A 24,630-nucleotide genomic window follows, 5' to 3' on the forward strand; every position below is an offset into this window, starting at 1 on the left:
CCGAAGAGGGGCGGGCCGTCACACGGGAACTACGGGACGTCACTGGTCGGTGTCGTCCTTCTTGTCCTCGGCGGCGTTCTCTTCGTCCGCCATGACGGGGACGAGGGAGAGCTTGCCGCGCTGGTCGATCTCGGCGATCTCGACCTGGACCTTGGCGCCGACCGCGAGCACGTCCTCGACGTTCTCCACGCGCTTGCCACCGGCGAGCTTGCGGATCTGCGAGATGTGCAGCAGACCGTCCTTGCCGGGCATCAGGGAGACGAACGCACCGAAGGTGGTGGTCTTGACGACCGTACCCAGGTAGCGCTCGCCGACCTCCGGCATGGTCGGGTTGGCGATGCCGTTGATCGTGGCGCGGGCGGCCTCGGCCTGCGAGCCCTGGGCGGCACCGATGTAGATGGTGCCGTCGTCCTCGATCGTGATGTCGGCGCCGGTGTCCTCCTGGATCTGGTTGATCATCTTGCCCTTGGGGCCGATGACCTCACCGATCTTGTCCACCGGGATCTTGACCGTGATGATGCGCGGCGCGTTCGGGGACATCTCGTCCGGAACGTCGATCGCCTCGTTCATCACGTCGAGGATGTGCAGACGCGCGTCACGGGCCTGCTTCAGCGCGGCGGCCAGGACCGAGGCGGGGATGCCGTCGAGCTTGGTGTCGAGCTGGAGCGCGGTGACGAAGGTCTTCGTACCGGCGACCTTGAAGTCCATGTCGCCGAAGGCGTCCTCCGCACCGAGGATGTCGGTGAGGGCGACGTAGTGGGTCTTGCCGTCGATCTCCTCGGAGATCAGACCCATGGCGATACCGGCGACGGGGGCCTTCAGCGGCACACCGGCGTTCAGCAGCGACATGGTGGAGGCGCAGACCGAGCCCATGGACGTCGAGCCGTTGGAGCCGAGGGCCTCGGACACCTGGCGGATCGCGTAGGGGAACTCCTCGCGCGTCGGCAGCACCGGCACGATGGCGCGCTCGGCGAGCGCGCCGTGGCCGATCTCGCGGCGCTTGGGCGAGCCCACGCGGCCGGTCTCACCGACGGAGTACGGCGGGAAGTTGTAGTTGTGCATGTAGCGCTTGCGGGTCACCGGGGAGAGGGTGTCCAGCTGCTGCTCCATGCGGAGCATGTTGAGGGTGGTGACGCCCAGGATCTGGGTCTCGCCACGCTCGAAGAGCGCCGAGCCGTGCACGCGCGGGATGGCCTCGACCTCGGCGGCGAGCGTACGGATGTCCGTGATGCCGCGGCCGTCGATGCGGACCTTGTCCTTGATGATCCGCTCGCGGACCAGCTTCTTGGTCAGCGCGCGGTAGGCACCGGAGATCTCCTTCTCGCGGCCCTCGAAGGCCGGGAGGAGCTTCTCGGCGGCGAGCTCCTTGACGCGGTCGAGCTCGGCCTCGCGCTCCTGCTTGCCGGCGATGGTGAGCGCCTGGGCGAGCTCGCTCTTGACCGCGGCGGTGAGCGCCTCCAGGACGTCGTCCTGGTAGTCGAGGAAGACCGGGAACTCGCCGGTGGGCTTGGCAGCCTTGGCGGCGAGGTCCGACTGGGCCTTGCAGAGGACCTTGATGAAGGGCTTCGCGGCCTCGAGACCGGCGGCGACGACCTCCTCGGTCGGCGCCTCGGCGCCGCCCTTGACGAGCTCGATCGTCTTCTCGGTGGCCTCGGCCTCGACCATCATGATCGCGACGTCGCCGTCCTCCAGGACGCGACCGGCGACGACCATGTCGAAGACGGCGTCCTCGAGCTCGGTGTGCGTCGGGAACGCGACCCACTGGCCCTTGATCAGCGCGACACGGGTGCCGCCGATCGGGCCGGAGAAGGGCAGGCCGGCCAGCTGCGTGGAGCAGGAGGCGGCGTTGATGGCGACCACGTCGTAGAGGTGGTCGGGGTTGAGCGCCATGATCGTCTCGACGATCTGGATCTCGTTGCGCAGGCCCTTCTTGAAGGAGGGGCGCAGCGGGCGGTCGATCAGGCGACAGGTGAGGATCGCGTCCTCGGAGGGGCGGCCTTCCCGGCGGAAGAAAGAGCCGGGGATCTTGCCGGCCGCGTACATCCGCTCCTCGACGTCCACCGTCAGGGGGAAGAAGTCGAGCTGGTCCTTGGGCTTCTTGGACGCGGTGGTGGCCGAAAGGACCATCGTGTCGTCGTCCAGGTACGCGACGGCGGAGCCGGCGGCCTGCTTGGCCAGGCGGCCCGTCTCGAAGCGGATGGTGCGGGTGCCGAAGGTGCCGTTGTCGATGACGGCCTCGGCGTAGTGGGTCTCGTTCTCCACTAGCGGTTTCTCCTACGTGTTCGTCTTTTCGTCCGTCGGCCCGTGTGGCCGGGGACGGTGGTGGAGGAGAAGCGCGCCTTCGGGTGCGGGCCGGTCTTCGATCGAAGCACCCGGGGATTGAGGGGTCCGGGGGCCACTACCGAGGACCGGCGGCGTGCCGGCGGCCTCTCGCTCGTTATGTGGCGTTGTCCGACCAGACTAAGTGCCGGTCGGTACATCGCGCACGTACAGCAAAGGGAGCGGCCCCCTAAACGTGGGAACCGCTCCCTTCACGGCGTCCTTACTTGGCGCCGCCGGCCGCACCGCGGCGGATGCCGAGGCGGTCGACCAGGGCACGGAAGCGCTGGATGTCCTTCTTGGCCAGGTACTGCAGCAGGCGGCGACGCTGGCCGACCAGGATCAGCAGACCACGACGGGAGTGGTGGTCGTGCTTGTGCTGCTTGAGGTGCTCGGTGAGGTCCGAGATGCGGCGGGAGAGCATCGCGACCTGAACCTCGGGGGAGCCGGTGTCGCCCTCCTTCTGGCCGAACTCGGCGAAAATCTGCTTCTTCGTAGCGGCGTCGAGAGACACTCGGTACTCCTCTTGGTGTTCGATGCGCCCACGAGTGCCCCTGGTCTCGTTCTCAGGGGAGCTTCCGTGACTCGGAGGCGAAGGACCGATGAGCGCTGCTTCCAGAGAGATCCGGGAGCGCGTACACAGACGGCCGTCACACAGCGTACCAGCTGTCCGGAGTGCCCCTTACTTACTGGTGAGGGAGCGGGCCGCCATGAAGACGTCCAGGACCCCCAGGCAGAGCGGGACGAGGGAGAGCAGGACGAAGCCCTCGGCCAGGTCGAGCAGGCGCCCCCAGAAGGGCGAGAGGCCCTTCCGCGGGATGATCAGGCCGATGGCGGTGACCAGGGAGGCGCCCGCGGCGACGGCGGCGGTGAGCCAGATCGTACGGATGTCCAGGCCGCCGCGGTCCCCGTAGATCAGCAGTTCCTTGACCAGGTCGGCCGGCGGGTTCAGGGAGAGGCCGAGGATCAGCAGGGCGATCGCGGCGATGCCCGCGACCAGGACGCAGGCGACCTGCGAGGTGTAGCGGAAGAGCCGGGCGCGCAGCAGCATCGCGAGGCCGGAGGCGAGGGCGAGGAGCTGGCCCCAGACGTTTCCGGCGAAGCCGAGGACGGCGGCGGAGCCGACGACGACGGCGGCGCAGCCGCCGACGAGGCCGAGGAGCATCTCGTGGCCGCGCCGGGCCTGGAGGGCGATGCGCTCGCCGTCGACGGGCTGGGCCTCGTCGGGAGTCTGGTTCGGGTCGGCGAACTCGTCGTCGGTGGCGCTGCGCGGGGAGGCGTATCCGATGGGCAGCCGGGCGAAGCGGGCGGAGAGGCCGGGCAGGAAGGCGACCAGGCCGACGGCGACCGGGGCGCAGACCGCGGCGGTCTCGGTGGCCGAGGACTCGGAGAGGATCGCCAGGAAGGTGGCGAGGGTGCCCACGGTGGCCAGGAAGGTCGCCGCGACGAAGGGCGCGTCGCCGCTGGGGGTGAGCGCGACCAGGGTGACGGAGGCGACCAGGACGGTCACGCAGCCGAGCAGGAACTGCAGCTGCCCGGGGCCGTGGCCGGCGTCGGGTCCGACGATGCCGGAGCCGGCGATGAGCAGCAGCGGGAGGGCGCCGAGGCCGAGGGCGACGGCGGTGGCGCGGTCGCCGTAGACCCGGGCCCGCACGCCGGCGAAGGCGGTCAGCAGGACACCCGCCGCGCCGGCGACGACGCCGGGGAGGCTGTGCATGTCGTGGCGTACGGGATCGGCGAACCAGAGCACGAAGCCCATGAGGACCAGCAGCAGCACTCCGCCGACGAGTCCGGCACCGCGCAGCAGGTCGTCGCTCCACAGGTGCCGGTCGCGGGTGACGGCGGAGGCGACGGCGTCGGAGACGTCGTCGAAGACGGCGGGCGGCAGCGACTGCGCGAACGGGCGCAGCGAGAGGACCTCGCCGTCGAGGACCTGCTGGGCGGAGAGGGTGCGTGCCCCGTCCAGGACCGAGCCGTCGCGCCGGACGAGGTGGTAGCCGGTCGGAGTGCCGGCGGACTGGGTCTGGCCGGTGAGCCGCAGGATCTCCGGATAGACGTCGGCGACGGCGATGTCCTCCGGGAGCGCGACGTCGATACGACTGTCCGGCGCCACGACGGTGACGCGGCAGAAGCCGGTCGCTGCGGTCGTACTCACGTGTCTGGACCCCCTGATTCGCGGTTGCGCACAGTGCGCGCGCCACCCTACCGGGGACGGGCACAGGTGGCTGCAAGTAGGATCGCCGTCTCATGGGGGAGGCCGTCGCTCACGGGGGCGCCGGTGCGGAACTCCCGCACGAAGTCCGCCCGTAACGAGGGATTGATGCGCCGGTGAGCCAGATCGTCGTCAAGCGCCCGCCGAGGTCGCTTCCTCCGGAAGTGCCCAGTGAGGAACTGGTCCTGGAGTCCCCGCCCGAACTGCCGCGCGGGCAGCAGGAAGGCATGTTGATGCAGCTCCTGCCGATGCTCGGCATGGGCTCCTCCGTCGTGTTCTTCTTCATGCCTGGGGCGCATCCGTTCATGCGCATCATGGGCATCCTGATGCTCGTCTCGACCGTCGCGATGGTCATCGCGCAGCTCGTGCGGTTCCGGAAGGGTACGCAGGGGCAAATTGCCGATGTCCGGCGCGACTACCTCAAATACCTCGCGCAGACCCGGCGTTCGGTCCGGCGCACCGCGCGCAAGCAGCGCGACGCGCAGCTTTATCTGCACCCCGCCCCCGAGCAGTTGTGGTCGGTGGTGGCCGAGGGCTCGCGCGTGTGGGAACGCCGCGTGGGCGACAAGGACTTCGGGCAGGTACGCCTCGGGCTCGGCTCCCAGCAGTTGGCGACGCCTCTGGTCGCGCCGGACACGGCTCCGGTGGACGAGCTGGAGCCGCTGTGCGCCGGTGCGATGCAGCAGTTCCTCGCCGTGCACGGTTCGCTGGACGGGCTGCCGATGGCGGTCTCGATGCGCGCCTTCTACCACGTCACGGTCTCCGGGGAGCCGGAGGCGGCGCAGGCCGCGGCGCGCGGCATGGTCTCCCAGCTGGTGACGCTGCACTCCCCCGACGATCTGTTGCTGGCCGTGGTCGCGGCCCGGGGCGCGCAGGAGCGCTGGGACTGGACGAAGTGGCTGCCGCACACGCAGGTGGCGGGGCAGGTCGACGGGGCGGGCAGCAAGCGGCTGTTCGGCGACGACCTCGGCGAGCTGGAGTCGATGATCCGTTCGCGGCTCGACGGCCGGCCGCGGTTCAGCCGCGACAACCAGCCGGTCATGGACCAGCCGCATGTCGTGGTGGTCCTCGACGGCGGGATGGTACCGCCGGACTCGCTGTTCGCGGCGCCCGAGGGTCTGCAGGGCGTGACCATCGTCGAGGTGGTCTCGGGTGAGCTCGACGAGCTGCGCGGTGGTCTCTCCGTGGTCGTACGGCCGGGGCGGCTGCGCCTGGAGTCGGGCGGCGGTTTCGCGTACGAAGGTGCGCCGGACGGGATCTCGCTGCCGGCCGCCGAGGCGCTGGCGCGGCAGCTCGCGCCGCTGCGGATGGGCGGCGGGGACGACGACGAACCGCTGCTCGCCAACCTGGACTTCACGGATCTGCTGAACCTGGGCGACGCCGCCTCCGTGGACGTGGCGCGGACCTGGCGGCCCCGGTCGGTGGCGGAGCGGCTGCGCGTGCCGATCGGTGTCGGCGAGGACGGCCAGCCGGTCATGCTGGACCTCAAGGAGGCCGCGCAGGAGGGCATGGGCCCGCACGGTCTGTGCGTGGGCGCGACCGGTTCCGGAAAGTCGGAGCTGCTGCGCACGCTCGTCCTCGGTCTCGCGGTGACGCACTCCTCGGAGACGCTGAACTTCGTGCTCGCGGACTTCAAGGGTGGTGCGACCTTCGCGGGCATGTCCCAGATGCCGCACGTCGCGGCCGTGATCACCAACCTCTCCGACGACCTGACGCTCGTCGACCGCATGGGCGACGCGATCCGCGGTGAGCTGCAGCGCCGTCAGGAGCTGCTGCGTTCGGCGGGCAACTACGCCAACATCCACGACTACGAGAAGGCGCGGGCGGCCGGTGCTCCGCTGGAGCCGCTGGCCTCGCTGGTCCTGGTCATCGACGAGTTCTCCGAGCTGCTGACGGCGAAGCCGGACTTCATCGACATGTTCATCCAGATCGGCCGCATCGGCCGCTCCCTGGGTGTGCACCTGCTGCTGGCCTCGCAGCGGCTGGAGGAGGGCAAGCTCCGCGGCCTGGACACGTATCTGTCGTACCGGATCGGTCTGCGGACGTTCTCGGCGGCCGAGTCGCGCACGGCGATCGGTGTGCCGGACGCGTACCACCTGCCGTCGGTGCCGGGTTCGGGCTATCTGAAGTTCGGTACGGACGAGATGACCCGCTTCAAGGCGGCGTACGTCTCCGGCACCTACCGCACCGGCGGACCGCGGCTGACGGCCGGGCAGATGCCCATCGAGCGGCGTCCCGCGCTCTTCACCGCCACGCCGGTGCCGGTCGTGTACGCGGCGCCCGACCCGGCGTATCTGACGGCGCAGCGCGAGGAGGAGGACGAGGCGCTCGCGGACACCGTCCTCGACGTGATCGTGCGCCGGCTGGAGGGGCAGGGCGTGCCCGCCCACCAGGTGTGGCTGCCGCCGCTGGACCAGGCTCCGTCGCTCGACCAGCTCCTTCCGGGGCTGGCGCCGACCGCGGACCGGGGTCTGACGGCGACCGAGTACACCCGTCCCGGCGGCCTGACCGTGCCGCTCGGCCTCATCGACAAGCCCTTCGAGCAGCGGCGCGAGGTGCTGTACCGGGACTTCTCCGGTGCGGCGGGCCACATGATGGTGGTCGGCGGTCCGCAGTCCGGCAAGTCGACGCTGATGCGGACGCTGATCTCGTCGTTCGCGCTCACCCACACCCCGGCCGAAGTGCAGTTCTACGCACTGGACTTCGGTGGTGGCGGCATGGTGTCGCTGGCCGATCTGCCGCACGTCGGCGGGGTCGCGTCCCGGCTGGACCCCGAGCGGGTGCGGCGTACGGTCGCGGAGGTGCTCGGCGTGCTGAACCGGCGCGAGGAGTTCTTCCGCTCGAACTCGATCGACTCGATCGCCACCTACCGGCGCAAGCGCGCCGCGGGTGAACTGCCGGGCGAGGCCTGGGGCGACGTCTTCCTGGTCGTCGACGGCTGGGGCGGCTTCCGCAACGAGTACGACGGGCTGGAGCCGGTCGTGTCGGACATCGCGGCGCGTGGTCTGGGCTACGGCATCCACGTGGTCATCACCGCGGCCCGGTACATGGAGGTACGGGCCGCGCTGAAGGACCAGATGCTGGGGCGTCTGGAGCTGCGGCTCGGCGATGTCATGGACTCCGAGTTCGACCGCAAGGTCGCGGCGAACGTCCCGCCCGGCGTGCCGGGTCGTGGACAGGTGCCGGAGAAGCTGCACTTCATGGGTGCGCTGCCGCGGATCGACGGGTCGAGCTCGTCGGTGGACCTGTCGGAGGGCACGGCGGCGTTCGTGCAGGCCGTGAAGAGCAGCTGGGCGGGCGCCCCCGCTCCGGCGGTGCGGCTGCTGCCGCGCAGGCTTCCGGCGGAGCAGCTGCCGAAGGGCTTCGAGTACCCGCAGCACGGCATCGCGATCGGCATCGACGAGACGAACCTGGAGCCGGTGTTCGTCGACTTCGAGACGGACCCGTTCTTCCTGATCTTCGGCGAGAGCGAGACCGGAAAGACGGGCCTGCTGCGACTCATCGCCAAGCAGCTGTGCGAGCGGTACACCCCGGAGCAGGCGCGGATCGTGGTCGGCGACTACCGGCGCACGATGCTGGAGGCGGTCGCGCCCTCGCACCTGCTCGAGTACGCGCCGATGGCGTCCGCCATGCAGATGCACATGGACGCGATCAACACGGTGATGACGAAGCGGGCGCCGAAGCCCGACATCACCCCGCAGCAGCTGCGGGACCGCAGCTGGTGGACGGGACCGCAGCTGTACGTCCTGGTGGACGACTTCGAGCTGGTGGCGACGAACTCGGGCAACCCGCTCCAGGTGCTGGTGGAGAACCTGCCGTTCGCGCGGGACGTGGGCATCCGCTTCATCGTCGCGCGCAGCGCCGCGGGCGCGTCGAGGGCGATGTACGAACCCTTCATGCAGCGTGCCAAGGAGCTGGGCGCCCAGGGCGTCATCCTCTCCGGCGACCCCGGCGAGGGCGACATCCTCGGCAACGTCCGCGCCCGTCCGATGCCCCCCGGCCGCGGCACCTTCGTCTCCCGCAAGCGCGGGACGCCGCTGGTGCAGCTGGGGTGGCTGCCCGAACAGCACTAGGGAGCACTGATGAGTTTCGACGAGCTGTGGGGACAGGTGCGGGGCGAGTCCACCGAGCGGGTGCTCAAGGGCTCGCCGGGAGCGCCGGCGCCCGGCGCCCCGGCGCCGGGTCCCGCCGTCCCTGACGGAGCCGGTGGGAACGCGCCTCTGCCCACGTCCCCGCCGGACGACCGCGCCGCCCCTGACGGGGCCGGCGGGGAGGTACCCCTCGACGCCGCCGCGGCCGCGGCGGCCCGCGAGGCCGTCCTCGAACGGCTGGCGCACTTCCGCTCCTCGGCCGTCCTGGTGCCGATGGACACCGCCGGCGGGCTGTGGACCGCGGACTTCGGAGGGATCGCCTGGATCTGCGCGTTCTCCGACGAGGCCGCGCTCGCCCGGTTCGCGCAGGCGCGCGGCGAGGAGGCCGGGGAGTGGACGTACCGCCGGGTGCTGGGCTCCCGGCTGCTGGACGATGTGGTGCCCACCGTCGCCTCGCCTTGCGGGGTGGCGCTGGACGCCGGCAGTCCCGGTGGGGCCGTGTTCCCGCCGGTGCAGGGGATCGTGCCCGACCGGGTGGCGGTCGACGTGGACGGACAGGGGGGCCGTAGGCCGTGACGGATCCGGATCTCGCGGCGTCGCAGGAGGCGCTCGCCCAGATCACCAAAGGCATCACGGGCACTCTCTCGGAGCTCAAGGAGCTCGGGATGGTGGGCGAGGCCAGCATGGGTCGTGGGTTCTCCGATCTCCAGCTCTCGGGCATGGAGACGGGGCACGACGGGCTGACCGGCGCCATGAAGACGTACTGCGAGCGATGGGAGTGGGGTGTGCGCTCCCTGGTGCAGAAGGGCACCCTCTTCGCCGAGCTGACGGGGCTTTCGGCGGGTGTGTTCCACGAGCAGGAGCAGTACATCTCCGGCTCCTTCAAGGTGCTGACGAACTCCGCGATGGGCAACCCGTACGCCACCGAGGACGAGATCACCAAGAAGGGCTGGGGCGAAGTGCTGTCGAGCAACACCTTCACGCACATCCGGGACGCCGACTACAGCCAGGAGTCCTTCGACACTGCCCGGGAGAACAGCAAGCAGGCGTGGAAGGACACCGCCTGGGACGTGTCCACCTCCAGCATGTCGCCGGCCAACGGCATCATCGACGCGGCCGGACTGCGTGACGAGATGAACACCGGGATGCGCGAGACGTTCGGGCCGTCGCCCGAGGAGCGGGCCAAGGCCGCCGAGCAGCAGCAGGGCGGGCAGCCCTGATGGTGGACTTCGGCGGATGGGTCAGCGGCGGCAAGAACCTGCTCGACAGCGGTCTCGAGAAGATCGAGGACGGTGTGGAGGCCGGCAAGAAGGTCCTCGGCACCGGTATCGACAAGGGCACCGATCTGATCGGCGAGGGCCTGGAGCGCATCGGCGCCGAGGGCATCGCCGACAAGGTCACGGACTGGGGCGACGACACCGCCTCCAGCCTCGGCGCTTCGGTCGGCGAGCAGCAGCTCGGCCAGACCCAGGAGGCCAACGAGCTGATCCACGGCAAGCCCGACAAGCTCCGGGAGGTGGCCGCCCATCTCAAGGACTTCCACCGGGCGTTCGACCAGGTGGGGCAGGGCATGCGCACGCTCGACTCGAACGGCTGGAAGGGCGAGTCGGGGAACGCCTTCCGCGCCAAGCTGGCGATGGAGCCCACCAAGTGGCTGCATGCCGCCGACGCCTGTGAGACGGCGGGCGGCGCGCTCACGCGGTACGCGGAGACGGTGGTCTGGGCCCAGGGCAAGGCCAAGGAAGCCATCGACCTGTACAAGCGCGGCGAGGAGACGTCGAAGAAGGCCGTCGACGCCTACAACGGCAAGGTCGACACCTACAACGCGGCCGTCAAGGAGGGCCGGGAGCCCGGCCCGCGGCCCGAGCCCTTCAGCGATCCGGGCAAGGCGGAGCGGGAGCAGGCGCAGGAGACGCTCAAGGAGGCCCGGCGCCAGCGCAACGAGGCCGCGTCGGCCGCGGAGAAGGCGGTGCGCGCGGCGCTGGCGCACGCGCCCCAGGAGCCGCCGGCCTCGAACCGTCTCGCGTCGAACGCCATCGACGCCTACGGAGCGCTCAACGTCGAGACCCTGCACGTCGCCGGCGGTGTGATCAAGGGGGCGGCGGGGATCGTCAACTTCGCCCGGGGTCTGAACCCGATGGACCCGTACAACCTCACGCACCCGGCGCAGTACATGCAGAACGTCAACATGACGCTGGCCGGCCTGGTGTCCACGGCGGCGCACCCGGAGCGCATCCCCGGCGCCCTGATCGACTCGTTCAAGAAGGACCCGAGCGAGGGCCTCGGGCGGCTGCTTCCCGAGATCCTCGGCACGAAGGGCCTGGGTACCGTCCGTACCGGTATCCGGGTCGGTCTCAAGGAGGGCGCGGAGACCGCCCTCGAGAACGCGGCCCGCAAGGGGCTCGACGACATTCCGGCCCAGCGGGTCCCGGATCCGCCGAGTCACCCGCCCACGGTCCACGACAAGCTGCACGCGGCCGCCGACCGGTCCGTCGACGTGTCGAAGATCCCGGACCACGCACAGTGGCGTACGACGGACGAGCCGCTGTGGCGCAACGACGACCGGGCGCCGGACGAGATCTTCCGGGACGGCTTCAAGCCGTGGAACAACCACAACACGGATCTCGACGGCTATGTCCGGAACAACGACCACTCGGTCTACGTGGGCACCACCCGCGACCCCGATCTGGGCTGGGGGTCGCGCTACCGGTACGACGTGGACGCTCCGGGCGGCATCGACGTCAACGCGTCCATCCCGAACAACATCTTCGCCAACGAGAAGGAGATCGCGTTCCCGGGCGGCGTGCGGACGGAGAACATCAAGGGCGCCTGGGAGAAACTTCCCGACGGAACGACGCAGTACACGCCCAATCCCCACTACAACCCCCACGCCGGGGCAGGCGGCTCGGCTTCCCCGCCGCCCGCCGCACCCCCGACCAGTCTGCTACCCCCTGGATGGACGCAATGAGCGAGAGGCTGCTGGGCAGCCGCGACGACGCCACCGCCGTGCACGGCACGGAGCAGGTGCGATGCACCGTGCGGTGGTGGATCGACGACGCGCTGGCCATGCCGTACGGCGTCGAGGCGACCGGGCCGTGGGGTTCGGCGCTGGCCCGGGGCAGGGACCTGTCCGGGGCGCTTCGGGACGTGCGGCTCCGTATGGAGGGCAGTGGCTGGCTGCTGGCCGTCAACGGGGCCCGGGCGGAGGTGCGGCAGAGCGGAATGCTGGCCGGCAGCGGAAGCGACCGGGCGTATGTGCTGAGGCCCGGTGAGCCCGCCGATCCCGAGAACACGGTCGGTCTCTTCGACGACGCTCCGGTCGACGGCGTGCTGAGCGTCGAGCAGCAGGAGGCCGCCTACCGCAGGCTGATGGACGAGTGGGACCGTCGTGCGGCGGAGCAGCGTGCCCAGGCCCAGGGGCAGGCTCAGCCCCAGCCACAGGTCCCGCCACAGCCGCAGCAGGCGGCGGGGCGGCCCGTGCCGGAGCTCACCGAGGAGCTTCGGGCGCAGGCCCGGCGGGCGCCCGGCACATGGCTGTACTCGATCGATCCGATGTACGACCCGGCCGGGGAGGTGCCTCCCTTCGCCGTGATCGGGGCCTGGCAGGTGGACGCACAGGGGGAACCCGGAGCGTTCCGGCACAACCCGAACTACCGTCCCTCCCCCGTGAGTCTGGGCTGGCCGCGGCCGACCGACCCGGTGGAGGCGTCCCTGCAGCTCGCGGCGAGCGGCCACGGCCCCGACGAGGCGGTTCCCGGAGCGCTCGCGGCGGCGACGGTGTACCTGCCGGACGAGGGCGCGGACATCGCCGTCTACACGGACGCCGACGGCCGGTTCGTCCCGGTGCTCACCCACCCGGACCACGCTCCGGCGAACGTGCCCCGGCTGCGTCCGGTGAACGGCGCGGAGTTGGCCCGGCTGCTCCCGCCCGATCTGGCGCTCAAGCTCAACCCCGGTGGCCGGGTCTCCGTGCGGGTTCCCGTCTCCGACGTACGGGCCGCGGCGGAGCGGCTCGGCCACTAGGCTGATCCACACGCTTGACCACAGCACGAGGCTCGTTCACAGCACAGATAAGGACCGCGCCGATGGCCGACGCCAGCGAGAAGGAACGACAGAAGGAAGAGCTCTACGCGCTCGACATCTCCGACGTCGAGTGGCAGGGCGCTCCCGGGACCTCTCCGGACGAGGAGCGCGTGGAGATCGCCCGCCTCCCCGAGGGTGCGGTGGCGATGCGGTCGTCGCTCGACAAGGGCACCGTGCTGCGGTACACGAAGGCCGAGTGGGACGCGTTCGTCCTGGGCGCGCGTGACGGGGAGTTCGATCTCCGCTAGGCGCGACGCATACGCGTGAGGGGGTGGCCCGTACGGAACGGGCCACCCCCTCACGCGTGTTGGCGTGATGTCACATCATCATGCGGAACCGGGCCGCGTTGCCCTTGTCGGTGTCCGTGTAGCCGATGACGGACTCGTCGAGCAGCCGCGCGATGCGCTGCAGGTCCGCGTTGATCGCGGCCTGGTCCTTCGTGATGCGGGTCTGGCTCTCCTGGTACGCGGTCTTCGCCTCACCCTCCCAGTTGGAGGCGACGCGGTTGACGTCGGCCATGAGGTCGGAGAGCTTCTGGGAGAGCTGGGACGCGGTGAGGCGGACGTCGCCGGCCGCCTGCGTCACGGTGTCGTAATTGACGGCAGTCGTCATGTTCTTGGCTCCTGGAGTGAGAGATGCGCGAAGGCGAGGAGGTGAGGACGGGACCTGAGGCTCAGGCCATGCCGAGGATGGCGCTCTGGCCCTGGCTCGTGTCGTCCATCGTCCGGAAGCTGCGGATGCGCTCCTCTTCCTCACGCGTGAAGCCGTCGGCGCTCATCCGCATGAACTCCTCGAGCTTGATGAGCTCGACGCGCATGTTCTTCAGGCGCAGGTTCAGGTCGCCCTGCACCCGGTCGAACTCCTTCTGCGCCGCACCCTGCCAGCCGGCCTGAATGCGGTCCACCACGCTGTTGAGCGAGGTGATACGGGCCTGGATCTCGTCGTGGAAGTCCTGGATCCGGCCGGCGAGCTTGGTCTGCTCGGCACTGGTTACGTTCAGGTTTGGCGTCGACATCTTGCCCCTTCTTCCTTCGGTGGCGTCTCGACGGTCCCTGCCGTCGGGCCTTCCGGTCGTGATATGGACGGGTATCTCTTGATGCCGCCCCCGTGCAGGGTCACTTCACTGCCGTGCCCCCGACAGTCACTCTAACCAGTTGGTACGACAGTTCCAACTGCAAAGGACCGAACTGGTACATGACTGTTTCGGTTCATCGGGCGGCCCCGTGACGCCGCCGTCCGTCACGGATCACGATGGCCGTACCGGCGACCACGGCCACCAGCACACCACCGATCCCCAGCGCGTACGTGGCGAGACGTTCGGTGCGCTCCTGAGGCGTCTCCGTGACCGCCAGTCGGGCCGCCTCGGGCGCCGGTGGCTTCGGCGGCCCGGGGTCCTCGGCCGGCGCCATCGGCTGCGGTTCGGGCCCGTCGGCGAGCGCCTTGACCGGGTCGACCACGCCCCAACCGACGTGGTTGTCCCGGCCGTTGATGGACCGTACGGCGGTCTGCTCGATACGGGCCACGACCTGGGCCGGCTTCCATTCCGGGTGCTTCGCGCGCAGCAGGGCGGCGACGCCGGAGACGTACGGGGCGGAGAAGCTGGTGCCGTTGTCGACGCACTGGCCTCCGCCGGGGACGGTGGAGACCATGTCGACGCCGGGCGCCGCGACGCCCACCATCGTCCCGGACTGGGAGAACGGGGCGCGCTCGTTGTTGCGGTCGGAGGATGCGACGGCGAGCACCCCGGGGAAGGCCGCGGGGAAGGTGCTCTTGAGTTGGCCGTCCATGCCGTCGTTGCCCGCGGAGGCGACCACGACGATGCCCTTCGCCACGGCCCTGGCGACCGCCTGGCCCATCGGCGAGTCGGGCTTCTGCGCCTTGGTCGTGTCCTGCGAGATGTTGATGACGTCGGCGTCCTTGGCGATCGCGTGGTCGATCGCCAGCGCCATCGTGTCGGAATTCCCGCTGTTCTTCTCGTCGTTCTGCCGGATCGGGATGATCGTCGCCTCGGGGGCGAGCCCGACGAAGCCGGTGCCGGAGCGGGGGCGTGCGGCGATGATGCCGGCGACCTTGGTGCCGTGGCCGACCTCGTCGACCGTGCCGTCGGTCTTGCCGCGCTGCTCGTCCCCGGGGCCCGGGTTCTCCTTGTCGGGCTTGAGGTAGTCCTTGCCCGCCTTGGCGTCCACCGCCGCCTTGAGCTGCGGGTTGACGTCGTCGACTCCCGTGTCGATGACGGCGACGCGGATGCCCTTGCCCTTGGTGTCCTGCCAGAGCTCGTCGAGCAGGACCCGCTGGAGCGACCAGGGGATGCCCTCGATCTGCTTCTTCATCGGGAAGGTGCACTCGCCGCTGCCGTCGAGGAGGACGTCGCCGGGCGGCGCTGCCGCGACCGCGGGCGTCGCGGCGAGGATCCCCGTGAGGGCCGTGGCGGTGAGCAGGGCCGCCGTTCGGTACGTCACCACTGCCACCTCCTCACGAACCCTGCGGCTGACGCGCGCTGTTGGTGTCGAGCCTCGGCCCCTTGGACAGGAACTCCGACCACGTGATCGGGACGAGGAGTGGAGTGACCTTCTCGTAGCCGAGACGAGTCTGCGCCTCGCTCGGTTCCGGGCGGCCGTCGGTCTGCTTGTCGTCCTGCTCCCCGGCGCCGATGTCGGAGCGGGCCGCGTCGCTGTCGCCGTTGGCCTGCACCGCGTAGCGCAGACCGGTGTCGGTGACGAGGAAGAGCGAGCCGTCGGGCTTGGTCTGGTTGCCCTGGACCTGGGTGTAGAGCAGACCGCTGCCCGGGGTGACGTACGTGCTGGTGCCGCCGGCGGTGATCTCGGCCGGGTACTTCGTACCGGCCCAGGTGGTCAGCGTCGTACGGCCCTTGTCGTCGACCTGATTGAGCACGCTGCACAGGGTGTCCCGGGCGCCCGCGCCGGTCACCGTGTTGACCTGCTCGGACTTTCGGGTGGGCCAGCGGTACTGGGTTCCGAAGGTGGCGGAGTCCGGGGTGAAGGAGGCCGCGTCGACCGTGGTCGCCTTGCCGTCCATGTCGAGGGCGTCGGTCTGCGGCGAGTTGATGAGCAGCCAGGCGGTGAACTCCGACACCGGCTGGACCTTGCCGGGCAGCACGACGTAGTGCTGCGGCCCGGAACCGGTCTGACCGAGCAGCACCATGCCGACCCGGTCCTCGGTCTGGCTGAGGTTGCCGCCGCCGATGCCGGCCGGGTCGCCGACCTTGCCGGGGATCTGCGGGAACTCGATGGGGCTGCCCGTGTGCAGGGTCGCCAGCCAGTCGTCCGTGACCTGCTGGGGCTCCTTGTTGAGGCCGACGAGCGCCGTGGTGAGACCGGCGGACTCCGCGGGGGTGCCGGGCAGCAGGTACTTCGTGCCCTGGTGGTCGACCAGGTAGCGGGCCTTGTCCTTCTGCCCCTGGACGTACATCATCTGCCCGTCCTTGAGCTGTCCGCTGCCCTCGGTGCGCTTGAAGTCCCGCTGGGCGAAGACGAACGTGGCCTTCTGGACGCTGGCTCCCTTGCCGCCACCGGGCTGTTCGCACACGGCCCAGCGCTTGGCGGCGCCCGCCTCGTCGGCGGTCGGGAGCCGGTCGGGGGCGTACGGGATGCCCAGGATCGGGCCGCGCGGCGGATTGCCCGCGTCGAGCAGCTTGTCGTCGACCTGGATGACCGAGAACTGCTGCGGCGTGAGCAGGAGCCGCGCCGAGGCCAGGTTGAGGACCGGGTGGAGCAGGGTCTTCTTGTCCTTGCCCTTGCCGGTGGAGAGCACGACGTACCGGGTGGTCGACTGCTTGCCCACGATCACCTTGGTACCGGGCTCGTCCCAACCCTTGGGTGCCTTGGGGCTGAACATGCCCCAGGCTCCGAAGCCCGCGAGCACCACCGCGCCCACGATCAGGCCGGGGACGATCGCGCGCAACGGCCTCGGCGCCCCCTCCTCCGTGCCCGAGGGCGAAGGTTGGAGGAATGCGGCCACCGTGCGCTTCTTCGCAAAGGTGTACGCGTTGAGCTCATCCCGCCGTGATGCCATGAGTCCCCATTTTCGTCAGGCGCAGTCTTCACCGACGAGTCCGGGGGGCATGGCACCCGGGCCCCGGCTGTCGGACCGGCCCCCTACTATGCCTGCTGTCCGGTGGTGCTTGTGGGGCGGGTAGGGTGAACGAGCCGCCAAAGCCCTGGCGGGCCAGGGTGATCGGGACGAATTGGGGGGATTCTCCATGATGGCATCCGCTACGCGGACGCGGACGCGGCGTGCGGCGGCCGCACCCTCCTCGGCGCCTCCGGCGCAGACCTCGGCGGGCGCACCGTCGGCCGTCGCGCCGCGACTTCAGGCACGTCCGGGACACTTCGGATCGTTCCGATTGCAACAGCTCGTACTGATTGAGGTAGCGGCGGCGCTGCTCCTCGTGGCCTGGGTCATCGAGCCGTTGCTGCTGGTGCCGGCCGGTGTCGTCGCCGCGCTGCTGGTCCTGCTCGCGGTGGTGCGCAGACACCGCCGCTCGATGCCGGAGTGGCTCGCCACCTATCTCGCCCTGCGCACCCGTACGCGCCGGGCCGCCTCGCTCGTCCTCCCGGAGGGCACGGAGCCCGGCCTCGCGCCGGTCGTGGAGTGCGACCCCGCGCTGCGCACCTACGCGTACAGCGACCGGGACCGCAGGCCGGTCGGGATGGTCGGCGACGGCACGTTCCTCACCGCCCTGGTGCGCGTCGAGTCGGAGGCCACGGCGCTGCGTCCGGACCGCGCGGCACGGCCGCTGCCCGTCGCGCTCGTCCGGGACGTCCTGGACGTGGACGGCATCAAGCTGGAGTCCGCGCAGATCGTGCAGCACACGCAGCCGGCGCCCGCCCCGCATCTGCCTGAGCAGTCGATGGCCAAGCGGAACTACGCCCCGCTGCAGGCTCAGACGGGTTCGCCGGCGCTGCGGATCACCTGGGTGGCGCTGAAGCTGGACCCGGAACTGTGCCCGGAGGCGGTCGCCGCCCGCGGCGGAGGCCTGGAGGGCGCGCAGAAGTGTGTGGTGCGCGCCGCGGACCAGTTGGCGAGCCGGCTGGCCGGCGCCGGGTTCAAGGCGACCGTGCTCACCGAGCAGGAGCTGATCGCCGCGCTGGCGACGTCGACGTGCGCGAGCCCGATGGCGATCGCGCAGGCTGGACGTGGCCAGGCGCAGGCGCGACGGACCCAGGAGACCGCGCGGACGTGGCGGGTCGACGACCGTCGCCATACGACGTACTGGGTGGGGCGCTGGCCTCAGTTGGGCGGCACGGGTGGCGCGGGTGCGTCGATGCCCCAGCTGATCGCGCTGCTGACCTCGCTCCCGGCGCTCGCGACGACGTTCAGCCTGACGCTGAGCGGCGGTGACCGTCAGGAGGTGACGGTGGCCGGACACGTACGGATCACCGGCCGCAGCGACGAGGAGCTCGTGGCGGCGCGGCACGAACTGGAGCGTGCGGCGCGCGGGGTGAAGACGGGTCTGGTGCGGCTCGACCGCGAACAGGTTCCGGCCATGCTGGCTTCGCTGCCGCTCGGGGGTGCGCGCTGATGTCCTTCTCCACCACGCCTTCTTCTCAGCCTTCTCCCGGCGCTCGGGGTACGGGCGCCGGTGCCGGCAGACGCGGCGCTTCCGGACGCGGTACGGGGAGGGCCACGAAGCCCAGATTCGGCTTCGGGCTCGTCGGGCCGCGCCGCGACCGGCACGCGGTACCGCTGGAGCAACTCGGCGCGCTCGGCCTTCCGGTCGGCGACGACGGCATGGTCATCGGCGTGGACGCCGAGGGCCGGCCCGCGGTGCTCGGCATCAACCGCCCCACTCCGTACGACGTGACGCTGATCGGCGGTCTGTGGACGGCGCAGGTCATGGCGCTGCGCGCGGCCGCGACCGGAGCACGGGTGGCCGTGGAGACCGGCCGGGCGCAGGCGTGGACCGCGCTCGCGCAGGCCGCGGGCGGCGGTCAGCCGTGCATCACGCTGCACGACGTCGGCCGCGTCCCGCCGCAGGGCGCGTCGGCCGGCAGTCCGGTGGTCGTGGTGCGGGACTGCGGCATGCGTCCGCCGCGCGGCCGCGTCGTGTCCGGCCCCTGGCAGTCGGTGGTGACGCTGCTGCCGTACCTGAGCCCGGTGGCGCCGCGTCTTCTGGAGAAGTCCTCGCTGGTCGGTGTCCAGCGGGTGTCCCCGGACGAGGCCGCGCAGATCGGCCGCATCATGGGGCTGCCGCGAGTGGAGTCGGAGGCGTTGTCGACGCTCGCCGACGGCGTGACCCTGTGGTGCACGCCGAGCGACCGGCAGTTCGTGATGACGCAGGCGACGGACGCCGAGACCGGATTGTTGGGCAGCGCGCGCCGGATGGACTGACGGCACGACATTTTCCCATCCCGTCCATTTTTGTACGGGTTTGAATCGCCACGTGATCACCTGTGGTTCACTCTGCGGTGCCAGTAGGTCACTTGGGGGCGAGACGTGATCTACGGGACAGACGTGGGCGGGCAGCCGGGCCTGCCCCACGGACACGGTTGGCGTTTAGGGTGGGTAGGGCCCGCCCACGACAGCACAAGGGTGCGCGACCACACCAGGAGGCAAAGTGAACGGCGATCGGGACGAGATCCACGGGGGTTGGAATCCACCCGCCGATGATCAGTCCGACGCGGATCCCGCCGAGATGACGGGTGAGTTCACCATCGACTACACCCCTCCGGCCTGGTACACGCAGAACGCGTCGGGATCGGCCGGCTCCGGGACTTCCGGGGGCGCCGGGGGCGCGACGCCCCCGCCGCCGAGCGGTGCGCCCGTTGCCGTTCCGGGGCTTCCGGCGGGCAGCGGGTACGAGCCCAACTGGGCGCCTCAGCCTCCGGCACCGCCGGCTCCGGTGGCTCCGGTGGCTCCCGCCCCGGTCGCACCGGCTCCGGTGGCACCGGTTGCCGCCCCGGTCGCGCCGACCCCGGTGGCACCGGTTCCGGTCGCTCCCGCGCCGGTCGCTCCCGCCGTGCCGGATCCGGCACCGGTCGCACCGGCCGTGCCCGCCGACGGTGGGTCCTTCGGGGGCGGCGATCTGGAGAGCGGCGCCACCATGCGCTTCTCCCCCGCCGCGTTGAAGCGCGAGATGGCGGAGATCTCCGAGCGCGCGGCCTCGGCCTCGGCCGAGAACGCTCACGGCGCGGACGCCACCTCCGGTGGAGCGGCGGACGGTCCGGCGGACACCGGCGCGGGCACGCCGTCCGCGTTGGACACCCACGGCACTCCCGGCGCGACCCCGACCGGATCCGAGGGCGGAGCCGTCGTATCGGGCGACCAGAGCATCGGCGCTGCCGAGGGCGGCGCCCCCGGTCTGCAGGAGAAGGACGAGTCGGCTGCCGCCGTCAGCCCCACCGGTGAGCCTTCGTCGGCGGACTCCGAGGGTTCCGCACCGGCGGACGACGCCACGAGCACGGCACCGGAGGCCGCCGAGGCGCCCGGCGTCCCGGCCCTGCCGGCGGGCGAGTCCCCCGAGCAGGACACGGCCGACGCCGGCGACCGCGCGGCGCTCGCGCTGCCCGCCGCCGACGCCCCGTCGGACGAGGCGCATGACGGGGCCGCGCTCGCGCTGCCGGCCGCCGGCACGCCCGAGGACGCCGCTCCCGCGGCCACCGAGCCCCAGGACGCGGTCCCCGCCGCGCTGCCTCCGGCCCTGCCCCCGGCGCCCGAGCCGTGGAGCCCCGCCGCGCCGCAGGACGGCGCCGGGCTGCCCCCGCTGCCGCCGTCGTTCCAGCCCGCGGCCCCCGCCGCGGCGCCGCAGTGGCCCGCCCCGGCGCCCACGGGCGACCAGTCGGTGCCGCCGGCGGCACCGCTGCCGGCCGCCGCCTCCTGGCCGGCCCCGACGACCCCGAACGCACCCGTGCCGCCGCAGGAAGCTCCGGGCGGCTACGGCTTCCCGCCGCCCGGTCAGCCGCAGCCCGCGCCCGTCCCGCCGCAGGGTCAGGGCGCCTACGGGTTCCCGAACCCGGCGCTGCAGCCGGCCCCGCAGACCCCCGAGGCGGGCACCCCGGCACCGCAGGGCGGCTACGGCTTCCCGCACCCCGGCGCACAGCCCGCACCGCAGACACCCGAGCCCAACGCCCCCGCCCCGCAGGGCGGCTACGGCTTCCCCCACCCCGGCGCACAGCCCGCACCGCAGACACCCGAGCCCAACGCCCCTGCCCCGCAGGGCGGCTACGGCTTCCCCCACCCGGGAACCCCGGGCGCTCAGCCCACCCCCCAGGGTGGCTACGGCTTCCCGCACCCGGGCGCGCAGCCCGCGCCGCAGGCACCCGGAGCCGGCACCCCGGCACCGCAGGGTGGTTACGGCTTCCCGCACCCCGGTGCCGCACAGCCCGCGCCGCAGGCGCCCGAGGCCAACGCCGCCGCCCCGCAGGGTGGCTACGGCGTCCCGCAGCCCGGCGCACCGGGCGCGCAGCCGGCACCCCAGGGCGGCTACGGCTTCCCGCACCCCGGCGGGCAGCCCGCCCAGCAGGCACCTCAGGTGCCCGGGCAGATGCAGCCGGACCACCAGGTGCCGCCCCACCAGGCGCCCGTGCCGCCGCAGGCCGGGCAGCCGCCGGTCGATCCGCGGACCGGGGCCGCCTGGCCCACCGCGGTCACGCACGACCAGCGCGAGCGTTCCGTGCCGGGTGCCCCGCTCGGCTACAACGCGGCCGTGGAGCTCTCCTCCGACCGTCTGCTGCGCAACAACAAGCAGAAGGCCAAGTCCAGCCGGAACCCCGGTGCATCGGCCCGCTTCAAGCTCGGCGGCAAGAAGGAGGAGGCCGAGCGGCAGCGCAAGCTCGACCTGATCCGTACGCCGGTGCTGTCCTGCTACCGGATCGCGGTCATCTCCCTCAAGGGCGGTGTCGGCAAGACCACGACGACCACCGCGCTGGGCTCGACCCTTGCCACCGAGCGGCAGGACAAGATCCTGGCGATCGACGCCAACCCGGACGCGGGCACGCTCGGCCGCCGGGTGCGGCGCGAGACCGGGGCCACCATCCGTGACCTCGTTCAGGCGATCCCGTACCTCAACTCGTACATGGACATCCGCCGCTTCACCTCGCAGGCGCCCTCCGGTCTGGAGATCATCGCCAACGACGTGGACCCGGCCGTCTCTACGACGTTCAACGACGAGGACTACCGGCGCGCGATCGACGTGCTGGGCAAGCAGTACCCGATCATCCTGACCGACTCCGGTACGGGTCTGCTCTACAGCGCGATGCGCGGGGTGCTCGACCTCGCCGACCAGCTGATCATCATCTCCACCCCGTCCGTGGACGGTGCCTCCAGCGCGTCGACGACGCTCGACTGGCTCTCCGCGCACGGATACGCGGAGCTGGTGCAGCGCTCCATCACTGTCATCTCGGGAGTCCGCGAGACCGGCAAGATGATCAAGGTCGACGACATCGTGCAGCACTTCCAGACCCGCTGCCGCGGGGTCGTGGTCGTGCCGTTCGACGAGCACCTGTCGGCGGGCGCCGAGGTCGACCTCGACATGATGCGGCCGAAGACGCGCGAGGCGTACTTCAACCTGTCCGCGATGGTCGCCGAGGACTTCGTGCGGGCGCAGCAGGCGCAGGGGCTGTGGACCGGTGACGGCCAGGGCGGCGTTCCGCCGCACATGGCCCCGCCGATGCCCGGTCAGCCCGGTCAGCCGATGCCCGGTCAGCCGTATGGCGGTCAGCCGGCACCCGGTCAGCCGTACGCCCCCCAGGCTCCGCAGCCGGGTCAGCCGTACGGCGGTCAGCCGCCTCAGCAGCCGTACCCGCAGGCCCAGCCGCAGCCTTACCCGCAGCAGCAGCCCTACCCGCAGCAGCCCGGTCAGCCCGGTGTGCCGCAGGGCTGGCAGCAGCCTCCGCAGGCACCGCCAGCCCCTCAACAGTAAGGCGTCAGAGGACTGGACCAATGAGGCTCCGCACCGGCTCCCCGGTGCGGAGCCTCTTGGCATTCCCGCAGCCCACAAGGGGTTTGAGTCATCGTTGACGCCGCTCCGTCACCGCTGATAGACCTTCGCTTCACCAGTTGGCGCCCCAAGATCGACGACAGAACCCCAACGCGAGGTCACGTCCCATGGTCAAGGTCACGAAGGTTCCCTCCCGCCAGGTCGCCCCCCGAAGACTCCCCCGGCTGCTCCTCGCCGCAGGTGTCGCCGCCACCACGCTCGTGGTCGCGCCCCAAGCCACCGCCCGGACCACCGCCCAAGCAGCCGACGAGAACACCACGCTCACCGTCGCGGTCTCGCAGAGCATCGACTCGCTGAGCCCCTTCCTCGCGCAGAAGCTCGTCTCCACCAGCATCCACCGGTTGGCCTACGAGTACCTGACGAACTACGACGCGAACGACGCCAAGCCGATCCCGGGTCTGGCGACCGAGTGGAAGTCCTCCCCCGACAAGCTGACGTGGACGTACACGATCCGCAAGGACTCCAAGTGGTCCGACGGGAAGCAGGCCACGGCCGAGGACGCCGCCTGGACCTTCAACAAGATGATGACCGACGAGAACGCCGCCACCGCGAACGGCAGCTTCACGTCCAACTTCAAGACGGTCACCGCGCCCGACCCGCAGACGCTCGTCATCGAGCTGAAGAAGCCCCAGGCCACGATGACGGCGCTGGACGTGCCGATCGTGCCCAAGCACGTCTGGGAGAAGGTCGGCGACTTCTCGAAGTTCAACAACGACCAGCAGTTCCCGATCGTCGGCAACGGCCCGTTCGTCATCACGGACTTCAAGGTCGACCAGTACATCAAGCTGAAGCCGAACAAGGACTTCTGGCGTGGCACACCCAAGTTCGACGAGCTGGTGTTCAAGTACTACAAGGACGGTGACGCGGCCGTCGCCGCCCTGCAGAAGGGCGAGGTGTCCTTCGTACCGAACCTGACGCCCGCCCAGGCCGCGGCCCTGAAGTCCGCGAAGAACATCAAGGTCAACGACGCCCCCGGCCGGCGCTTCTTCGCCCTGGCCACCAACCCGGGCGCCCGCTCCAAGGACGGCAAGACCTTCGGCAACGGCCACAAGGCGCTGCTCGAGCCGGTGGTCCGCAAGGCGCTCTTCCTCTCCGTGGACCGGACCACGATCGTCGACAAGGTCTTCCAGGGCCACGCCGTCGAGGGCGAGGGCTACATCCCGCCGCGCTTCGCCTCGTACTTCTGGAAGCCGGAGGCCACGCAGAAGCTGGCCTACGACCCGGCCAAGGCAGGGCTCCTCCTCGACCAGGCCGGATACAAGAAGAACGGCGACGGCAAGCGGGTCGGCAAGGACGGCAAGCCGCTGGACTTCCGGATCCTGTGTCACGCCACCGACCCGAACGACAAGGCGATCGGCAAGTACCTCCAGGAGTGGTGGGGCGAGCTCGGCATCGGGCTGAAGGTCGAGTGCCTCGACAACGTCGGCGACCCGTGGACGAAGGGCGACTACGACCTCGCCTTCGACGGCTGGTCGGTCAACCCCGACCCCGACTACGTCCTGTCGATCCACACCTGCGGCACCCTGCCGGCGACCCCGAAGGACTCCGGGGCGACCGACAACTTCATCTGCGACAAGCAGTTCGACGCCCTGTACGCGCAGCAGTCGGTGGAGTACGACGCCGCCAAGCGGGCGGATCTGGTCAAGCAGATGCAGTCACGGCTGTACGACACCGGGTACATGAATGTCATGGCGTACCCGAACGCACTCGAGGCGTACCGCACGGACCAGATCGACTCCATCACGACGATGCCGGCGGCCGCCGGCAATCTCTACGGCCAGGACGGCTACTGGAGCTGGTGGTCGGCCGTCCCCACCACCTCTGCCGCCGGCTCCTCGGCCGACGGCGGATCGAGCGGCTCGAACAGCGGTGTGATCATCGGCATCGGTGCCGCCGTGGTGGTCGTGGTCGCCCTCGGTGTCTTCCTCGGCATGAAGCGCCGGTCCACCGCCGACGACCGCGAGTAG

The 24,630-nt window shown here is 70.9% G+C and carries 17 protein-coding genes; 10 read left to right on the top strand and 7 right to left on the bottom strand.

Going from position 1 to position 24,630, the window contains the following annotated elements; genetic code table 11:
• Positions 1-39: 39 nt before the first annotated feature.
• The 3 genes from ACFQ7Q_RS12125 to eccD all read right to left on the bottom strand — a co-directional run bounded on the left by ACFQ7Q_RS12125 (position 40) and on the right by eccD (position 4,474).
• The gene (locus ACFQ7Q_RS12125) at positions 40-2,262 is read right to left on the bottom strand and encodes a polyribonucleotide nucleotidyltransferase (protein WP_383552919.1); all 2,223 of its coding nucleotides are present in this window, start codon (positions 2,260-2,262) and stop codon (positions 40-42) included.
• 280 nt (positions 2,263-2,542) lie between these two features.
• Entirely contained in the window at positions 2,543-2,833 is a 291-nt protein-coding gene (gene rpsO / locus ACFQ7Q_RS12130) for a 30S ribosomal protein S15 (protein WP_147979976.1), read from the bottom strand.
• Between the two features lie 168 nt (positions 2,834-3,001).
• On the bottom strand, positions 3,002-4,474 hold the full coding sequence (gene eccD / locus ACFQ7Q_RS12135; RefSeq protein WP_383552922.1) for a type VII secretion integral membrane protein EccD: 1,473 nt from the start codon (positions 4,472-4,474) through the stop codon (positions 3,002-3,004).
• Between the two features lie 173 nt (positions 4,475-4,647).
• On the opposite strand from eccD, the gene eccCa reads away from it, so the two are divergent.
• The 6 genes from eccCa to ACFQ7Q_RS12165 all read left to right on the top strand — a co-directional run bounded on the left by eccCa (position 4,648) and on the right by ACFQ7Q_RS12165 (position 12,953).
• On the top strand, positions 4,648-8,604 hold the full coding sequence (eccCa, locus tag ACFQ7Q_RS12140; protein WP_383552925.1) for a type VII secretion protein EccCa: 3,957 nt from the start codon (positions 4,648-4,650) through the stop codon (positions 8,602-8,604).
• 9 nt (positions 8,605-8,613) lie between these two features.
• Positions 8,614-9,198, top strand: a complete 585-nt coding sequence (locus ACFQ7Q_RS12145; RefSeq protein ID WP_383552928.1) for a hypothetical protein — start codon at positions 8,614-8,616, stop codon at positions 9,196-9,198.
• A complete protein-coding gene (locus tag ACFQ7Q_RS12150; RefSeq protein ID WP_383552931.1) occupies positions 9,195-9,842 on the top strand; it encodes a hypothetical protein in 648 nt (215 codons plus the stop codon). The genes ACFQ7Q_RS12145 and ACFQ7Q_RS12150 overlap by 4 nt, the downstream gene beginning before the upstream one ends.
• Positions 9,842-11,590: a putative T7SS-secreted protein gene (locus ACFQ7Q_RS12155; RefSeq protein WP_383552935.1), complete on the top strand. Its 1,749-nt coding sequence runs from the start codon at positions 9,842-9,844 to the stop codon at positions 11,588-11,590. The genes ACFQ7Q_RS12150 and ACFQ7Q_RS12155 overlap by 1 nt, the downstream gene beginning before the upstream one ends.
• Positions 11,587-12,645 (top strand): type VII secretion system-associated protein, encoded by a 1,059-nt coding sequence (locus ACFQ7Q_RS12160; protein WP_383552938.1) that lies wholly within the window; start codon positions 11,587-11,589, stop codon positions 12,643-12,645. Before ACFQ7Q_RS12155 ends, ACFQ7Q_RS12160 begins: the two co-directional genes overlap by 4 nt.
• Before the next feature lie 62 nt (positions 12,646-12,707).
• Complete coding sequence (locus ACFQ7Q_RS12165) at positions 12,708-12,953, top strand: DUF397 domain-containing protein (RefSeq protein ID WP_383552941.1); 246 nt, start codon at positions 12,708-12,710, stop codon at positions 12,951-12,953.
• 70 nt (positions 12,954-13,023) lie between these two features.
• Here ACFQ7Q_RS12165 and ACFQ7Q_RS12170 read toward each other — a convergent pair whose 3' ends face one another.
• The 4 genes from ACFQ7Q_RS12170 to eccB all read right to left on the bottom strand — a co-directional run bounded on the left by ACFQ7Q_RS12170 (position 13,024) and on the right by eccB (position 16,737).
• On the bottom strand, positions 13,024-13,317 hold the full coding sequence (locus tag ACFQ7Q_RS12170; RefSeq protein WP_383552944.1) for a WXG100 family type VII secretion target: 294 nt from the start codon (positions 13,315-13,317) through the stop codon (positions 13,024-13,026).
• A 61-nt stretch (positions 13,318-13,378) separates the two neighbouring features.
• Positions 13,379-13,720 carry a WXG100 family type VII secretion target gene (locus ACFQ7Q_RS12175; protein ID WP_383552947.1) on the bottom strand — a complete coding sequence of 114 codons (342 nt, stop codon included), beginning with the start codon at positions 13,718-13,720 and terminating at the stop codon, positions 13,379-13,381.
• Positions 13,721-13,913: 193 nt separating this feature from the next.
• On the bottom strand, positions 13,914-15,164 hold the full coding sequence (gene mycP, locus ACFQ7Q_RS12180; protein WP_383553135.1) for a type VII secretion-associated serine protease mycosin: 1,251 nt from the start codon (positions 15,162-15,164) through the stop codon (positions 13,914-13,916).
• A 13-nt stretch (positions 15,165-15,177) separates the two neighbouring features.
• Positions 15,178-16,737 (bottom strand): type VII secretion protein EccB, encoded by a 1,560-nt coding sequence (eccB, locus tag ACFQ7Q_RS12185; RefSeq protein ID WP_383552950.1) that lies wholly within the window; start codon positions 16,735-16,737, stop codon positions 15,178-15,180.
• A gap of 190 nt (positions 16,738-16,927) precedes the next feature.
• Here eccB and eccE point away from each other — a divergent pair, with 190 nt between their 5' ends.
• From eccE to ACFQ7Q_RS12205, 4 genes are all read left to right on the top strand, one after another.
• The gene (gene eccE / locus ACFQ7Q_RS12190; protein WP_383553138.1) at positions 16,928-18,247 is read left to right on the top strand and encodes a type VII secretion protein EccE; all 1,320 of its coding nucleotides are present in this window, start codon (positions 16,928-16,930) and stop codon (positions 18,245-18,247) included.
• Entirely contained in the window at positions 18,247-19,056 is an 810-nt protein-coding gene (locus ACFQ7Q_RS12195; RefSeq protein WP_383552953.1) for a hypothetical protein, read from the top strand. Before eccE ends, ACFQ7Q_RS12195 begins: the two co-directional genes overlap by 1 nt.
• Positions 19,057-19,282: 226 nt before the next feature.
• On the top strand, positions 19,283-22,585 hold the full coding sequence (locus ACFQ7Q_RS12200; RefSeq protein ID WP_383552956.1) for an SCO5717 family growth-regulating ATPase: 3,303 nt from the start codon (positions 19,283-19,285) through the stop codon (positions 22,583-22,585).
• A 185-nt stretch (positions 22,586-22,770) separates the two neighbouring features.
• Positions 22,771-24,630 (top strand): ABC transporter substrate-binding protein, encoded by a 1,860-nt coding sequence (locus tag ACFQ7Q_RS12205; protein ID WP_383552959.1) that lies wholly within the window; start codon positions 22,771-22,773, stop codon positions 24,628-24,630.

Origin of the sequence: Streptomyces sp. NPDC056527, from assembly GCF_042794475.1 — a bacterium.
GTDB lineage: Bacteria > Actinomycetota > Actinomycetes > Streptomycetales > Streptomycetaceae > Streptomyces.

What these genes read in the sequence shown, in the direction of transcription:
- ACFQ7Q_RS12170 (WP_383552944.1), bottom strand. Translation starts at nt 13,317, where the DNA reads ATGACGACTGCCGTCAATTACGACACCGTGACGCAGGCGGCCGGCGAC.
- ACFQ7Q_RS12195 (WP_383552953.1), top strand. Translation starts at nt 18,247, where the DNA reads ATGTCCTTCTCCACCACGCCTTCTTCTCAGCCTTCTCCCGGCGCTCGG.
- ACFQ7Q_RS12205 (WP_383552959.1), top strand. Translation starts at nt 22,771, where the DNA reads ATGGTCAAGGTCACGAAGGTTCCCTCCCGCCAGGTCGCCCCCCGAAGA.
- ACFQ7Q_RS12145 (WP_383552928.1), top strand. Translation starts at nt 8,614, where the DNA reads ATGAGTTTCGACGAGCTGTGGGGACAGGTGCGGGGCGAGTCCACCGAG.
- eccE (WP_383553138.1), top strand. Translation starts at nt 16,928, where the DNA reads ATGGCATCCGCTACGCGGACGCGGACGCGGCGTGCGGCGGCCGCACCC.
- eccB (WP_383552950.1), bottom strand. Translation starts at nt 16,737, where the DNA reads ATGGCATCACGGCGGGATGAGCTCAACGCGTACACCTTTGCGAAGAAG.
- ACFQ7Q_RS12160 (WP_383552938.1), top strand. Translation starts at nt 11,587, where the DNA reads ATGAGCGAGAGGCTGCTGGGCAGCCGCGACGACGCCACCGCCGTGCAC.
- ACFQ7Q_RS12165 (WP_383552941.1), top strand. Translation starts at nt 12,708, where the DNA reads ATGGCCGACGCCAGCGAGAAGGAACGACAGAAGGAAGAGCTCTACGCG.
- ACFQ7Q_RS12155 (WP_383552935.1), top strand. Translation starts at nt 9,842, where the DNA reads ATGGTGGACTTCGGCGGATGGGTCAGCGGCGGCAAGAACCTGCTCGAC.
- ACFQ7Q_RS12175 (WP_383552947.1), bottom strand. Translation starts at nt 13,720, where the DNA reads ATGTCGACGCCAAACCTGAACGTAACCAGTGCCGAGCAGACCAAGCTC.